This window comes from Nonomuraea sp. NPDC004702, assembly GCF_053601695.1.
The window spans coordinates 54,929-68,858 of the sequence record NZ_JBSGCE010000021.1; the positions used below are offsets into that span (position 1 = coordinate 54,929).

The 13,930-nt window shown below is 72.5% G+C and carries 11 protein-coding genes; 7 read left to right on the forward strand and 4 right to left on the reverse strand.

Going from position 1 to position 13,930, the window contains the following annotated elements; all coding sequences use genetic code 11:
• Positions 1 to 76: 76 nt before the first annotated feature.
• From ACWEJ6_RS25635 to ACWEJ6_RS25665, 7 genes are read left to right on the forward strand one after another with little or no spacing between them, the layout of a single operon-like run.
• A complete protein-coding gene (locus tag ACWEJ6_RS25635; protein ID WP_452426698.1) occupies positions 77 to 1,354 on the forward strand; it encodes a Gfo/Idh/MocA family protein in 1,278 nt (425 codons plus the stop codon).
• A gap of 5 nt (positions 1,355 to 1,359) precedes the next feature.
• Positions 1,360 to 2,655 carry an ABC transporter substrate-binding protein gene (locus tag ACWEJ6_RS25640; protein ID WP_452426700.1) on the forward strand — a complete coding sequence of 432 codons (1,296 nt, stop codon included), beginning with the start codon at positions 1,360 to 1,362 and terminating at the stop codon, positions 2,653 to 2,655.
• Between the two features lies 1 nt (position 2,656).
• Positions 2,657 to 3,607: a carbohydrate ABC transporter permease gene (locus tag ACWEJ6_RS25645; protein WP_352360126.1), complete on the forward strand. Its 951-nt coding sequence runs from the start codon at positions 2,657 to 2,659 to the stop codon at positions 3,605 to 3,607.
• Positions 3,604 to 4,497: a carbohydrate ABC transporter permease gene (locus ACWEJ6_RS25650; protein ID WP_358296950.1), complete on the forward strand. Its 894-nt coding sequence runs from the start codon at positions 3,604 to 3,606 to the stop codon at positions 4,495 to 4,497. Before ACWEJ6_RS25645 ends, ACWEJ6_RS25650 begins: the two co-directional genes overlap by 4 nt.
• A 20-nt stretch (positions 4,498 to 4,517) precedes the next feature.
• Positions 4,518 to 6,863, forward strand: coding sequence for a discoidin domain-containing protein (locus ACWEJ6_RS25655; RefSeq protein ID WP_452426703.1), 2,346 nt, complete (start codon positions 4,518 to 4,520; stop codon positions 6,861 to 6,863).
• 21 nt (positions 6,864 to 6,884) lie between these two features.
• Positions 6,885 to 8,585 (forward strand): glycoside hydrolase family 35 protein, encoded by a 1,701-nt coding sequence (locus ACWEJ6_RS25660; protein ID WP_452426705.1) that lies wholly within the window; start codon positions 6,885 to 6,887, stop codon positions 8,583 to 8,585.
• Entirely contained in the window at positions 8,578 to 9,984 is a 1,407-nt protein-coding gene (locus ACWEJ6_RS25665) for a beta-N-acetylhexosaminidase (RefSeq protein WP_452426707.1), read from the forward strand. Before ACWEJ6_RS25660 ends, ACWEJ6_RS25665 begins: the two co-directional genes overlap by 8 nt.
• Positions 9,985 to 9,993: 9 nt before the next feature.
• On the opposite strand, the gene ACWEJ6_RS25670 is transcribed toward ACWEJ6_RS25665, so the two are convergent.
• The 4 genes from ACWEJ6_RS25670 to ACWEJ6_RS25685 all read right to left on the reverse strand — a co-directional run bounded on the left by ACWEJ6_RS25670 (position 9,994) and on the right by ACWEJ6_RS25685 (position 13,890).
• Complete coding sequence (locus ACWEJ6_RS25670) at positions 9,994 to 11,286, reverse strand: MFS transporter (protein ID WP_452426709.1); 1,293 nt, start codon at positions 11,284 to 11,286, stop codon at positions 9,994 to 9,996.
• A 155-nt stretch (positions 11,287 to 11,441) separates the two neighbouring features.
• Positions 11,442 to 11,576 (reverse strand): hypothetical protein, encoded by a 135-nt coding sequence (locus ACWEJ6_RS25675; RefSeq protein ID WP_387680559.1) that lies wholly within the window; start codon positions 11,574 to 11,576, stop codon positions 11,442 to 11,444.
• Positions 11,573 to 12,418 carry an alpha/beta hydrolase gene (locus ACWEJ6_RS25680; RefSeq protein ID WP_452426711.1) on the reverse strand — a complete coding sequence of 282 codons (846 nt, stop codon included), beginning with the start codon at positions 12,416 to 12,418 and terminating at the stop codon, positions 11,573 to 11,575. Before ACWEJ6_RS25680 ends, ACWEJ6_RS25675 begins: the two co-directional genes overlap by 4 nt.
• Positions 12,419 to 12,450: 32 nt before the next feature.
• A complete protein-coding gene (locus ACWEJ6_RS25685; RefSeq protein WP_452426713.1) occupies positions 12,451 to 13,890 on the reverse strand; it encodes an MFS transporter in 1,440 nt (479 codons plus the stop codon).
• Between the last annotated feature and the right edge of the window lie 40 nt (positions 13,891 to 13,930).

Consider the following 13,930-nt stretch of genomic DNA (forward strand, 5'->3'; position numbering starts at 1 on the left):
GCTGCCTGGCGACCAATACAAACAGGGACTAATAAAAACAGCTTTAATTACTAAGTGGCAAACCGGAAGGACATCGATGTCGGAACCCGTCGTCACGCTCGCCGTCGCGGGCGCGGGGCTGCGGAGCACGCTGTACGCCCGCCGGGCCCTGACGACCGGCCGCGCGAGGATCGTGGCCGTCGCCGAGCCTGATCCGCGACGCCGCGCCGCCTTCGCCGCCGAGCACGGCATCGCGCCCGGCAACGTCTTCGCCGACTGGGCCGACCTCGTCGCGGCGGGCCGGCTGGCCGACGCCATGATCATCGGCACCCAGGACCGGATGCACGCCGAGCCCGCCGTCGCCGCGGCCGACCTCGGCTACCACATCCTGCTGGAGAAGCCGATGGCTCCGACCGAGGAGGAGGCCGCGCGCATCACCGAGGCCGCCGAGCGCAACGGGGTCATCCTGGCCGTCTGCCACGTCATGCGGTACACCGACTACACGCGGGCCCTCAAGGCGCTCGTCGACCGGGGCGCCGTCGGCCAGATCATGAACATCCAGCACCTGGAGCAGGTCGGCTGGTGGCACCAGGCGCACTCCTTCGTCCGCGGGAACTGGCGCAACGAGGCGGAGTCGGCTCCGCTGCTGCTGGCCAAGGCCTGCCACGACCTCGACTGGATGGCCTACATCAAGGGCAGTCTGCCGCACCGGGTGTCCTCCTTCGGCGATCTCGTCTATTTCCGCGAGGAGCAGACCCCGGCCGGCGCCACGGCCAACTGCCTCGACTGCCCGGTGGAGGCCACCTGCCCGTACTCGGCCAAGCGGCTCTACCTGGGCTGCCTGGGCGACCCGGACAAGGAGTGGTGGCCGCTGTCGGCGGTCACCGCCGACCACACGGAGCGGGGCGTGCTGACCGCCCTGCGCGAGGGCCCGTACGGCCGGTGCGTGTTCGGCTGCGACAACGACGTGGTCGACAGCCAGGTGGTGAACCTGGAGTTCGCCGACGGCGCCACCGCCTCGTTCACCGTCACCGCCTTCGCCGCCCTGGAGCACCGCAAGACCCGGATCTTCGGCACGCACGGCTCCATCGAGGGCGACGGCGTGCGACTGCGCCTGCACGACTTCCTCACCGACCGGATCACCGAGATCGACACCCGGACCGGCGCCGGGGCCTCGATGGCCGGCGGCCACGGAGGCGGCGACGACGGCCTGATGGACGCCTTCCTCGACGCCGTGGCCTGCGGCGACCCGGCGATGATCCGTTCCAGCGGTCACGAGAGTTTGGCCACGCACCGCGTGGTCTGGGCGGCCGAGCGCGCCCGCCTGTCCGGCACGGTGATCACTCTCGCCGAGCCCTCCCCCCTTGAAAGGTGACAACCATGACCAACGTCCTCTCCCGGACGGCCGCGCTGGTGGCGGTCGGCGCGCTCGCGTTCGGTGTGACCGCGTGCGGCAACAAGAACAGCGGCGGCCCGGCCGGGCAGTCCGAGCAGAAGTCCCTCGTCTACCGCTCCTCCTGGGGCGAGCAGGAGCCGCAGGCCAAGATCTTCAAGGCGATTCTGGACGACTTCGCCAAGCAGAACAACGTCAAGGTGGACGCGAAGTTCGTCGGCCGCAAGGGCACCGAGAACCTGCCCACCGAGATGGCCGCCGGCCAGGGCCCCGACCTGTTCGACGTCGCGACCGACAACCTGCCCGGCTGGCGGGCCCAGAACCTGAACGCCCCGCTGGACGACCTGCTCACCAAGCAGGTGCCCGGCGAGGGCAAGACCGTCGGCGACGTGCTGCCCGACTCGGTCCGGCAGGCCGCCTCCGACGACAAGGGGCTGGGCTTCCTCCCGCACACCGTGATCTCCACCGCCGTCTGGTACGACGCCGCCAAGCGCCCCGAGCTGGCCGCCAACCCGCCGCGCAGCTGGGCGGACCTGATCGCCTTCCTCGACAAGGAGAAGGCCGCCGGCCGGACCGGCATCGGCCAGGACGGCACCATCCCCTTCTACAACGTCTACTGGTTCTACTCGGCCCTGGTCCGCGCCAACGGCGCCGGCAGCCTGCTGGCGCTGTCGAAGGACGCCGCCGCCTGGGACAAGCCCGAGGTGCTGGCCGCCGCCAAGCAGGTCGAGCAGCTCACCAAGGGCGGCTACTTCCAGAAGGACCACATGGCCACGAAGTACCCGGCCGCGCAGGACGACTGGGCGCAGGGCAACTCCGCCCTGAACATCAACGGCACCTGGCTGGCCAGCGAGGTCAAGGCGAAGACCCCGGCCGGCGCCAAGATCCGTTCCTTCCAGCTCCCGGCCGGCGGCAAGGACTCCGTCGAGGTCGGCGCGCTCGGCTGGGGCGTCAACGTCAAGGGCAAGAACGTGGAGACGGCCAAGGAGTTCCTGGCCTTCGCGCTGCAGAGCAAGTACCTGAGCCGCATCTCCACCGAGGCGCTCAACATCCCCTCGCGCCCCGACATCCCCGCCCCCGACTTCCTGGCCGACGTGCAGAAGGCGATCGCCGAGGCGCCCGCCGTGCACAAGACCTACGACACCCTGGCCGCCGACAAGGCGTACTGGGTGGACCTCCTGCTGCCCCTGGACGACCAGCTCCTCGCGGGCAAGATCGACGCCGCCGAGTTCGTCGCGCAGGGCAAGAAGAAGACCGCCGACTACCTCGCGAACAAGGGCTGACATGGCATACGGCTCCCTCGTTGCGGAGACGGCGCTCCCGTCGCGGGATCCGTACCGCGGCAAGATCCTGCGGCCGGCGCGGGAACGGGCCTTCTGGCCCTTCCTGCTGCCCGCGCTCGCGCTCTACACGCTGCTGTTCGTGCTGCCCTCCTTCTACGGCGTGTGGGTCAGTCTGTACCGCTGGGCCGGGCCGGGCGCCGAGATGGAGTGGCGCGGCCTGCGCAACTACCAGGCGCTGCTGCGCAACGACGCGTTCCTGCAGTCGTTCGCCAACACCTTCCTGCTGGCGGTCGCGGGCGGCGCGCTGGTCTTCGGGATCACGTTCCTGTCGATGATGGCGCTGCGCCACCTGAAGGGACGGGCCTTCATCCGGTCCGTCGTCTTCCTGCCGATGATCATCTCGGCGATCGCGGTCGGCGCCGCGGTCGGGTTCCTGCTCAACCCCGGCGGCGTCGTCAACCAGGTGCTGGGCTGGGCGGGCATCGACGGGCTCCCCTGGCTCGGCCCCGACCTGGTCTTCCGGTGCGTCATCGGCGGGCTGGTCTGGTCCTCCACCGGCTTCTACATCGCGCTGATGATGTCCGCCGTGGACGGCATCCCGCCCCACCTGTACGAGGACGCGGTGCTCGGCGGCGCGACCAAGTGGGAGCAGTTCCGCCACATCACGCTGCCGCTCACCTGGGACGTGTTCGCGGTCGCCGCCGTGTTGTGGGTGGTCAACAGCCTCAAGGTGTTCGAGATCGTGATCGCCTTCACCACCGGCGGCACGCCCGGCGCCCCGCCGCTGCAGGCCAGGACCGTGGCCGTGCAGCAGTACACGGTGATCACCGGGGGCGGCGTGCCCGAACTGGGGTCCGGCGCCGCGATGGGGGTGGTGGTGACCCTGATCACCATCGTGCTGATCGTCCTGGTGCGCCGCATCACCCGCCGAGAGAGCGTGGAGCTGTCATGACGACCGTCCCGGTGAGGCGTCCGCTGGCCCGGCTGCTGGGCGACCTGCTGCTGCCCCGGCTGACCGCCGTCGCCCTGTGGGCGTGGGTGGTCTTCAACCTGGCCCTGGTCGCCTGGGTCGGCCTGCAGTCGCTGAAGTCCTCCGGCGAGGTGTGGCTGCACCCGTTCGCGCTGCCTGACTCCCCCGCCTGGGAGAACTACGACTCGGCCTGGCAGGCCGGCCAGTTCTCGATCGCCGCGCTCAACAGCGTCGTGCTGACCGCGCTCGGCGCGTTCCTCATCGTCGCGATCGCGGCGCCCGCCGCCTACGCGCTGTCGCGGTCGTCGCGGCGGATCGCCGGGCCGATCACCGGGTTCTTCGCGGTCGGGCTGAGCATCCCGCTGCAGACCATGGCGATCCCGATCGTGGTGGCCAAGCTGTCGGTCTACACGTTCATGGAGGACTGGGTCACCGGCTGGTGGGACAACCGCATCACGCTGCTGGTGTTCGAGGTCGTCCTGTCGCTGCCGTTCGCGGTGTTCGTCCTGACCGGCTACTTCCGGTCGCTGCCCAGGGAGGTCGAGGAGGCCGCCGAGCTCGACGGCGCCGGGCCGCTGACGGCGTTCGTCCGCGTGATCGCGCCGCTGGCCCGGCCGGGCCTGACCACCGTGCTCGTGCTCAACGTGATCGGCCTGTGGAACTCCACCCTGCTGGTCCTGCTCATCACCCCGCTGCCCGAGGAGCGCACGCTCCCGGCGGCCCTGCTCAACCTGTACTCGACCATGCAGTACAGCTCCGACTGGGGCGGCCTGTTCGCCGGGATCGTGATCCTCATCTATCCGATGGTCATCCTCTACATCTGGCTCGGCCGGCGGGTCGTCGAAGGCATGACGGCCGGTATCGGCAAATGACCTGGAAAGGACGCCCGCTCTTGCGCGTCATCGTCACCGCTTTAACGTTGTTCGCCGGACTCCTGGCCGCCACCCCCGCGCAGGCCGCGACCGGCACCACCTACTACGTCGACGCCTCGGCCGGCAACGACGCCGCCGACGGGTCGAGCCCGGCCACCGCCTGGCGGAGCCTGGACAAGGCGAGCGAGTTGCGGCTCGGCCCCGGCGACCGGCTGCTGTTCCGGGCCGGGCAGCGCTGGACCGGCCGGCTCACCCTGAAGGGCGCCGGCGCGCCCGGCGACCCGGCGACGGTCGGCTCCTACGGCCAGGGCGCCAAGCCGCTGATCGAGGGCGGCGGGCTCGACGGCGCCGCCGTCACGATCGCCGACGTGCACGACTTCGTCGTGGACGGCCTCCAGGTGACCAACAGCGACGGCCGGGCCGTCTACCGCACCGGCGTCAACCTGTACGCCAAGGACTCCGGCAAGCTGGCGAACGTCACCCTGCGCAACCTCGACATCCACGACGTGGACGGCGCCGGCGGCCACAGCGTCGCCACCGCCGGGCTGCTGGTCTCGATCAGGGGCAACCGCACGCCGACCTGGTTCGACCGGCTGGTCATCGAGGACAACGAGATCTCGAAGATCGGCTCCTACGGGATCATCATGTGGTCCACCTGGTCCCGCCGCAACGGCATGACCAGCCTCTACCCGGTCGAGACCGGCATCCCCGACAGCGAGGTGGTCACCTGGACGCCGAGCACGGGCGTCGCCATCCGCGGCAACCACGTCCATGACGTGACCGGCGGCGGCATCACCCCGATGCACACCAAGGGCGCGCTGGTCGAGGGCAACAAGGTCGAGCGGGCGGTGACCGGCCGCACCAAGCCGACCGGCGGCAACGTCGGCATCTGGTGGCAGGGCAACGACGACCTCGTCGTCCAGCGCAACGAGGTCAGCGGCACCGGGTTCAACGGGCCGGGCTCCGACGGGCACGGCTTCGACTCCGACGCCGACAACAACCGCAGCATCGTGCAGTACAACTACAGCCACCACAACGACGGCGGCTTCTTCATCGCGGTGTCCTTCGCCGGCGCGCCCACCCGCGACACCGTGGTCCGCTACAACGTCAGCGAGAGCGACGGCTACGAGGTGTTCGGGCTGTCCACGGCCACCCACGGCACCGACATCCACCACAACACCGTCTACGCCGACGGCCGGGTGGTCGAGGTGAAGCCGCCGCTGGCCGGGGCCGGCAAGTATCCCCTGGGCAAGGTCGTGCGGATCTACAACGACGCCGCGGGCGTCACGGTGCGCGACAACGTGTTCCTCAACGCGGCCGGCGCCGGGTTCGACGGCAAGAACGGCGCGATCTACGACCACAACCTGTACTGGGGCACGCCGCAGCCGCCGACGGGGCCCGACCACAAGGCGATCGTGGCCGACCCGCGGCTGGCCTCGCCCGGCTCCGGCGGCCTGGCCGGATACCGGCCGCTCGACGGCTCGCCGGTGTTCGACGCGGGCGTGAGCGTGCCCGCCGTCTCCGACCTGGCCGGCACGCCCGTCCCGGACGCGGCGCCCGACCTCGGGGCCTACCAGCGGGCCGTCCCGCTCCCCGAGGTGAGCAGCACGTTCACGCCCAAGGGCCGTCTGGAGCGGCTGGCCGACCGTGACCCGGACACCTTCTGGCAGAGCGTGCCCAGGCCGCGGTTCCCCGGCACCGTCGACCTGACCTACGCCGTGCCGCGCACCTTCGGCCGCGTCGAGGTGAGCGGCTCGCCCGACATCGCGTTCGACGTCCAGACCTCCGCGGACGGCCGTGCCTGGCAGACCAGGGCGAGCGGCGCGAAGCAGGCGGTGACGCTGCCCGAGGAGGTCACCACGCGCCGGGTGCGGCTGGTCGTCACCGGCGAGGGCCGCTTCCGGATCGGCGAGGTGCGGCTGAGCGTGCCCGCCGCCGCCGAGCCGTACCTGCCGCCCGGCGGCGTGCCGGTGGCCACCTCGTCGTTCGTGTCGGCGTCCGCGCTGGAGAACCTGATCGACGGCGACCCCGGCACGCCGTGGGCCTCGGCCTCGACCGGGGTGACCTTCCCCGGCGACATCACCGTCGACTACCGCACGCCGCGGACCTTCTCCGAGGTCACCCTGCACACCGCCTGGGCCAAGGGCCAGGGCATCACGGACGTCTCGCTCCAGACCTGGGACGGCGACTCCTGGGTCACCCGGGTCGACCACCATCTCATCGACTGGCCGTCCAGCAGCGCCACCGTCGAGACCAGCACGATGCGGCTGCCCGCGCCGGTGTCCACGCAGAAGATCCGGCTGATCGTCCACAAGGCGAACCTCGAATGGGGCAACCTCGCCCTCTACGAGATCGTCACCCGCTGACCGGATCAGGAGAATGAAGGCATGACTCAGGTGCTGTCGGGAGCGATGCATTACTTCCGGGTCCTTCCGGAGCAGTGGCGGCAGCGCCTGGCCATGCTGCGGGCCATGGGCCTGGACACCGTCGAGACGTACGTGGCCTGGAACCTGCACGAGCCGCGGCCCGGCCACTTCGACTTCACCGGCCGGGCCGACCTGGGCCGCTTCCTGGACCTGGCGGCCGAGGAGGGGCTGCGGGCGATCGTGCGGCCGGGGCCCTACATCTGCGCGGAATGGGACAACGGCGGCCTGCCCTGGTGGCTGCTCACCGACCGGGACGCCGCGCTGCGCTGCCACGACGAGACCTTCCTCGGCCACGTCGGGCGCTTCTTCGACGAGGTGATCCCGATCGTCGCCGCCCGGCAGGCCACCCGCGGCGGCAACGTGATCATGGTCCAGGTCGAGAACGAGTACGGCTCCTACGGCTCCGACCGGCGCTACCTGGCCTGGCTGGCCGACGGGCTGCGCGAGCGCGGCCTGGACGTCCCGCTGTTCACCTCCGACGGCGCGATCGACCACATGCTCACCGGCGGCACCCTGCCGGGCGTGCGGGCGACGGTGAACTTCGGTTCCGACCCCGAAGGCTCCTTCGCCGAGCTGGCCCGCTTCCGGCCCGAGGACCCGCCGGCGTGCATGGAGTTCTGGAACGGCTGGTTCGACCACTGGGGCGACACCCACACCACCCGGGACGCCGCTGAGGTGGCCGGCATCCTGGAACGCATGCTCGCCGCGGGCGCGTCGGTCAACCTCTACATGGCCCACGGCGGCACCAACTTCGGCACCTGGGCCGGCGCCAACCTGGGCGGCGACCTGCAGGACGGCGCGTACCAGCCGACCGTCACCTCCTACGACTACGACGCCCCGATCGACGAGCGGGGCGCGCCGACCGAGAAGTTCTGGGCCTTCAGGAAGGTGCTGGCCGCCCACCGGGAGGGCCAGGTGCCCGAGCCGGAGCCGCTGCCGCCGACGCTGCCGCCCGCCGCCGTCGAGCTGACGCAGTCGTTGCGGCTGTTCGACGCGCTCCCGCCGGTCGCGGCCCGCTCGGCGCGCCCGCCGACGTTCGAGGAGCTCGGGCTGGCCCACGGCCTGGTGCTGTACCGGGCCACCGTGCACGGGCCGCGGGGGCCGTACGAGCTGCACGTCGACGGCCTGGCCGACCGGGCCCACCTGTTCGTGGACGGCGAGCCGGTGGCGGTGCTCGAACGGGACCGGCTGACCGGCGTGCCCGTCGCGGTGCCCGGCCCGTCGGCGGTGGTGGAGCTGCTGGTCGAGTCGATGGGCCGGGTCAACTACGGCCCCCGGCTGGGCGACCGCAAGGGCATCGTCGGCGGCGTGCGGCACGAGCGGCAGTACGTGCACGACTGGGAGGCCGTGCCCATCCCGCTGGACGACGTGTCCGGGCTGCCGTGGGGCCGTACCGGCGCGACGACCGGGCCGGTCTTCCACCGCGGCACGCTCACCGTGGCCGAGCCGCGCGACGCCTACCTGGCCCTGCCCGGCTGGACCAAGGGGTACGTCTGGGTCAACGGGTTCTGCCTGGGCCGCTACTGGGACCGGGGCCCCCAGCGCACCCTCTACCTGCCGTGGCCGCTGCTGCGGGCGGGCGGCAACGAGCTCGTCGTCCTCGAACTGGACGGCTGCCGGGAGCCGGTCGTGGAGATCCGCGAGGAGGCCGGCCTTGGCTAACCCGTGCCCGGTCGTCGTGCCCCGCCTGCAGCAGTGGGACGGCGGCGCCGGCGTGCTCCCCCGCACCGCGCTGGCCAGGGTCGTGAGCGGCGAGAACGCCCTGCGTGACCGGCTCGTCCGGGAGATCGGGCAGGTCACCGGCCTGACCCTGGCCGCGGCCGGTGGGCCGGCGGGCGCCGGTGACGTCGTCCTGACCCTCGACCCGGCGCTGACGTGCGAGGCGGGCGGCGCCCGCTTCGCCGAGGAGGGCTACCTGCTCACCGTCACCGGCGAGCAGGTCCGGATCTCCGCGCCCACGCCCACCGGCCTGTTCTACGGCACGCGCAGCCTGCTGCAGATCCTGCGCACCACCGTCGAACTGCCGGTGGGCGCCGCCGCCGACTGGCCCGACTACCCGGTGCGCGGCTTCATGCTGGACGTGGGCCGCCGCTTCTTCACGCCGGGCTTCATCCGCGAGCAGCTGGCCGTCATGGGCTGGTTCAAGCTCAACGAGCTGCAGCTCCACCTCAACGACAACGGCTTCCTGGCCCCGGACGGAACCTGGGCGGAGGTGCAGGCGGGCTTCCGCCTGGTGCCGGAGGACCCCGCGCTGGCCGGGCTGGCCTCGGCCGACGGCGCCTACGACCGGGCGGACTGGGACTCCTTCGAGGAGACGGCGGCGGCCGAAGGCGTCACCCTGGTCCCCGAGATCGACGCGCCCGCCCACTCTCTGGCGTTCGTCCGGTTCCGTCCCTCGCTCGGGCTGGGCGACGACCACCTGGACCTGTCGAAGCCGGCGGCCACGCAGTTCGTCAAGGACGTGTTCACCGAGTTCGTCCCCTGGTTCCGCGGCCCGCACGCGCACTTCGGCGCCGACGAGTACCTGGCCGACGAGCCGCGTTACCGGGAGTTCTTCAACGCGATGGCGGCCCACCTGCGGGCGCTGGGCAAACGTCCGCGCGCGTGGGGGAGCCTGACCAGGATGGCGGGCGGCGTCCCCGAGGGCTACGACCGGGACGTGGTGATCAACTGCTGGGCCACCGTCTGGTACGGCCCGCACGAGGCCGGGCGGGACGGCTACTCCTTCGTCAACACCAGCGACTCCCTGCTCTACATCGTCCCGGCCGCCACCTATTACCACCCCGACGGCCTGGACGGCGAGTACCTGTACGACCACTGGGCGCCGCACGTCTTCCCCGACGGCCAGAGCGTGGCCCCCGGCGATCCGCGGCTGCTGGGCGCCATGTCGGCGGTGTGGAACGACATCACCGCGGCGCCCTACACCGAGGACGACGTGCGCGACCTGGTCGAGCCCACCTTCGCCGTGCTGGCCCAGAAGATGTGGAGCGGCGCGGGGGGCATGCCGTACGACGCCTTCATGGACGCCGTACGGGAGGCCGGCGAGCCGGCGCGCCCGTAGCGGCTCCGCTCACCACGTCAGGCCGGCCGGGATGATCTTCCTGATGCCCGCGACCGGCAGGACGGTCAGGAACGACGCCACCGCCCCGATCCCCATGGCGGCGGCGATCCCGAACCGGGCCCCGAGCCAGCCGGCGAGCAGGCCGCCGATCGGCAGCGTGCCCCACACGAAGAAGCGCACGGTGGCGTTCATCCGGCCGAGCAGGTGTCTCGGGCTCAACACCTGCCGGAGGCTGACCTGCGTGATGTTGAAGACGAGCGCCGACGCCATCAGCCCGAACTCCGAGACGATCACCAGGGCCAGCCCCAGCCCGGGCGCGTCGGCCGCGACCATGGCTGCCACCGGGGCAAGCAGGCAGAACAGCGACGCCGACAGCAGCCCGGCGACGATGAGCCGTCCGCCGTCGACCCGCCGCCGCAGCAGGGGCGTCACCGCGGCGCCGGCGACGCCGCCGACCGAACCGGCCGTCATCACGATGCCGAGCACGAAGGCGTCCATGCCCAGGTTCCTGAGCACCAGCAGGGGGATCAGGGTGGCGACCACCGCGGCGAACATGCCGGAGAAGACCATCGACACGACCAGCCTGCGGATCACCGGTTGGGTCCGGACGAAGGCCAGGCCCTCCCCGATCTCGGAGAGCAGCCGGCGGCGCGCGCCGGAGGGCTCCCTGGAGCCGCGCTCCGGCTCGGCGTCGCGGGTGAGCGCGAGGGCCAGGAGGCTCACCAGGTAGGAGCAGGCATCGGCGAACAGCACGACCGGGACGCTGACGAACCGGGTGAGCAGCCCGGCCAGTGAGGGCCCGAGACTGGTGGCCACCTGAGCGGTCGTCTCCAGCCTGGCGTTGGCCTTGCTGATCTCGTGATCGGGCACCAGGACGGGCACGTACGACTGGTAGGCGACGTTGAAGAACACCGTGCAGACGCCGACGACGGTGGCGACCACGTACAGCACCCAGATGCTGAGCGTGCCGGTGAGCCACGCGACGGGGATCAGGGCGATCGACACCGCGCGCACCAGGGCGGAGACCATCATGGTCCGGCGTTTGCTCCACCGGTCGACCAGGGCCCCGGCCGGCAGCCCGAGCAACAGGAAGCCGAGCGACTCCGCGGCCGTCAGGACGCCGAGCTGGCCGCTCGTCGCCACGAGAAGCTGCACGGCCACGACCGGGATGCCGAACTCGCCGATCCTGCCGCCGATCTGGGACATCGTCTGACCGGCCCAGAAACGGCGGAAGTTCACGCTGCCCACCGGGGACCGCAACGGCTCGGCGGGCGCCTCGTTCTGGGGTGGGGCGTGGTCCATGCTGCTCTCTCTCCGGAGGGGTCGCGGGTAGTCTGCCCCACGTCCCCGCCGGAGTCGACACGCCCCCCTCCGGGGGCGGGCTCCCTCAGAGGTGGACGGCGGCACGGTGGCGCCCCGCAGGTGCGGATGGTGGAACCCGGCGCCGTAGTGGGCGGTCAGGGTGATCGGCGCGAGGCCCGACGGAAGGCGTCCTGCTTGCCACGGCGGGTGACGTGGCCGGCGTGGGTGCCGTCGCGCAGGTCGGCGAAGTGGCGGACGAGCGCCTCAAGGGGGGCGGGGGGAACGTTCATCGGTGGTCCTCTCGATGGTCGGACGGGTCCGGCCCGCGCAGGGCCCGCGCGAGCAGCCGGAGAAGGGGACGGCCGGGGCGCAGCACGTCGCCGTGGACGGCGCCCGGCGGGCGGAGCAGCCGCGCCGGGACGCCGTCGGCGCGCAGCCGCCGCGCGTAGGACTCGACGTCGTCGTGCACGGGGTCGTCGCGGCCGACGGCGAGCACGGCGGGGGCCACCCCGGCCAGGGTGGGCGCCTCCCAGTGCGTGGTGTACAGGCGGGTGCCGTCGGCGTCGCGGACGGCGGCCGGCCGGTCGCCGCGCCAGGCGCGCCAGGCCCGGCGCAGCGGCTCCGCCTGCGGGAACGCCGACGGCGAGCGGTAGTAGGAGGCGCCGGCGCAGGCCGGGTCGAACGGCGGGTAGGCCAGCACCTGCGCGGCCAGCGGCAGCCCGCGGTCGCGGGCGGCCAGGGCGGCGACGGCGGCGAGCGTGCCGCCCGCGCTGTCGCCGCCCACCGCGAGCGGCATCCCGGCCGCCTGGCCGTGGGCCCAGGCGAGGGCGGCGAGGACGTCCCGCACGGCGCCGGGATGGCGATGGCGCGGCGCGAGCCGGTAGTCGACGCTGATCACCGCCCAGCCGGACCAGGCGGCCAGGGCCGCGGTGGCGTCGTGCCAGCCGGCGGCCGAGCCGCGCTGCCAGCTGCCGCCGTGCGCCCAGACCAGCAGCCCGGCGGGCGGCAGGCCCCGCGGCCGATGGACGCGGACCGGCACGGGAGGCGAGCCGGGAAGGACAAGACGTGACCACGACGGCTCCCGGCGTCCGCCGGTCACGGCGATCACCGCGCCACTGGGCTGAGGATCCATGAGGTGCTCCGCGACGAGAGAGGGAGGGCGGGTCAGGCGTTCGCACGGTCGCGCCGGCCGCGCAGGAAGATCGCCGCGACGAGGACGCCGAGCAGCACGAGCGCGGCGTTGACCGCGATCGCGACGGTGACGCCGTGCAGGACGGCCGCGCCCGTCACGGCCCCGGCCGTCGCGGCGGTGACGATCGCGGACATGATCGGGGTGCCCATGGTGATGCCGATCTGCTGGGACATCGAGGCCAGACCGGTGGCCAGGCCCTGCTCGCGGTCGGGCAGGCCGGTGGTGGCGGTGACCATGAAGCCGACGATGACCAGCATGTTCCCCACGCCGCCCAGGAAGGTGGCGGGCAGCAGCAACGCCATCGAGCCCGAGGTGCCCCCGAGGAGCAGCAGCGCGCCGGTGCTGACCGCCTGCAGCAGCCCGCCGCCGACCAGCACGGTCACGGTGGAGGCGCGGGCGATCGCCTTGGGGGCGAGCAGGCCGCCGGCCACGGTGCCGAGACCGAGCACGCCGAACGACAGCCCGGCCGCCAGGGCGGTGAAGCCGAGGGTCTTCTGCAGGTAGAGGGTGAGCAGGTACACCAGGGACGTCTCGGTGACGAAGGCCAGCAGGCCGAGCAGGTTGCCCCAGGCCACGGTCGGCTTGCGCAGCACGTGCAGCGGCACGAGCGGCGCGGCGGCGCACCGCTCGACCAGGTGGAACAGGCCGAGCAGGACGGCCCCGCCCAGCACCCCGGCCAGGGCGAGGGGGTGGGTCCAGCCGTGCTCGCCGGCCTGCGTCAGGCCGTAGACGACGCCGAGCAGCCCGAGGGTCACGCTGAGCGCGCCGGGCAGGTCGAGCCGGGGACGGTCGGCGGGCCGGGACTCGGCGATGACCGCGGGCGCGACGATGAGCACGGCGAGGGCGACGGGCACGTTGACGAAGAACGCCCAGCGCCAGGAGAGCAGGTCGGTCAGGACGCCGCCGAGCACGGCCCCCGCGGTGAACCCGGCGGACATCAGGGCTCCGTTGAGCCCGAGCGCCTTCTGCCGCAGCGGCCCTTCGGGGAAGGACGTGGTGAGCAGGGCGAGCCCGGCCGGGGTGGCCGCGGCCGTCGCGAGGCCCTGGGCGATGCGGGCCACGATGAGGACGTCGGGGGTGGGGGCGAGCCCGCCGGCGAGCGAGGCCGCGCCGAGCAGCGCCAGGCTGCCGAGGAAGATGCGCTTGCGGCCGACCAGGTCGCCGATGCGGCCGAAGAAGAGCGTGAAACCGGCCGCGCACAGGGCGAAGGCGGTGGCGATCCACTGGAGGCCGGACAGGGAGAAGCCGAGGTCGTCGCCGATGGCGGGCAGGGCCACGTTGAGGATCGAGAAGTCGACGGCCAGCATGAACTGGGCGACCAGGAGCACCGCGAGGACGAGGCGCAGGCGGCCGGTCAGGCGCCGTGGCGGAGCCTGGGCGGCGGACGTGGGCAGGGGTGTGGTGGTGGTCATGGCAGGGCTTTCTCTCGGGCGTGCCGATCGGGCATGCCAT

Coding starts and splice junctions, on each gene's coding strand:
- ACWEJ6_RS25635 (WP_452426698.1), top strand. CDS start 77: ATGTCGGAACCCGTCGTCACGCTCGCCGTCGCGGGCGCGGGGCTGCGG.
- ACWEJ6_RS25640 (WP_452426700.1), top strand. CDS start 1,360: ATGACCAACGTCCTCTCCCGGACGGCCGCGCTGGTGGCGGTCGGCGCG.
- ACWEJ6_RS25645 (WP_352360126.1), top strand. CDS start 2,657: ATGGCATACGGCTCCCTCGTTGCGGAGACGGCGCTCCCGTCGCGGGAT.
- ACWEJ6_RS25650 (WP_358296950.1), top strand. CDS start 3,604: ATGACGACCGTCCCGGTGAGGCGTCCGCTGGCCCGGCTGCTGGGCGAC.
- ACWEJ6_RS25660 (WP_452426705.1), top strand. CDS start 6,885: ATGACTCAGGTGCTGTCGGGAGCGATGCATTACTTCCGGGTCCTTCCG.
- ACWEJ6_RS25670 (WP_452426709.1), bottom strand. CDS start 11,286: ATGGACCACGCCCCACCCCAGAACGAGGCGCCCGCCGAGCCGTTGCGG.
- ACWEJ6_RS25675 (WP_387680559.1), bottom strand. CDS start 11,576: ATGAACGTTCCCCCCGCCCCCCTTGAGGCGCTCGTCCGCCACTTCGCC.
- ACWEJ6_RS25680 (WP_452426711.1), bottom strand. CDS start 12,418: ATGGATCCTCAGCCCAGTGGCGCGGTGATCGCCGTGACCGGCGGACGC.
- ACWEJ6_RS25685 (WP_452426713.1), bottom strand. CDS start 13,890: ATGACCACCACCACACCCCTGCCCACGTCCGCCGCCCAGGCTCCGCCA.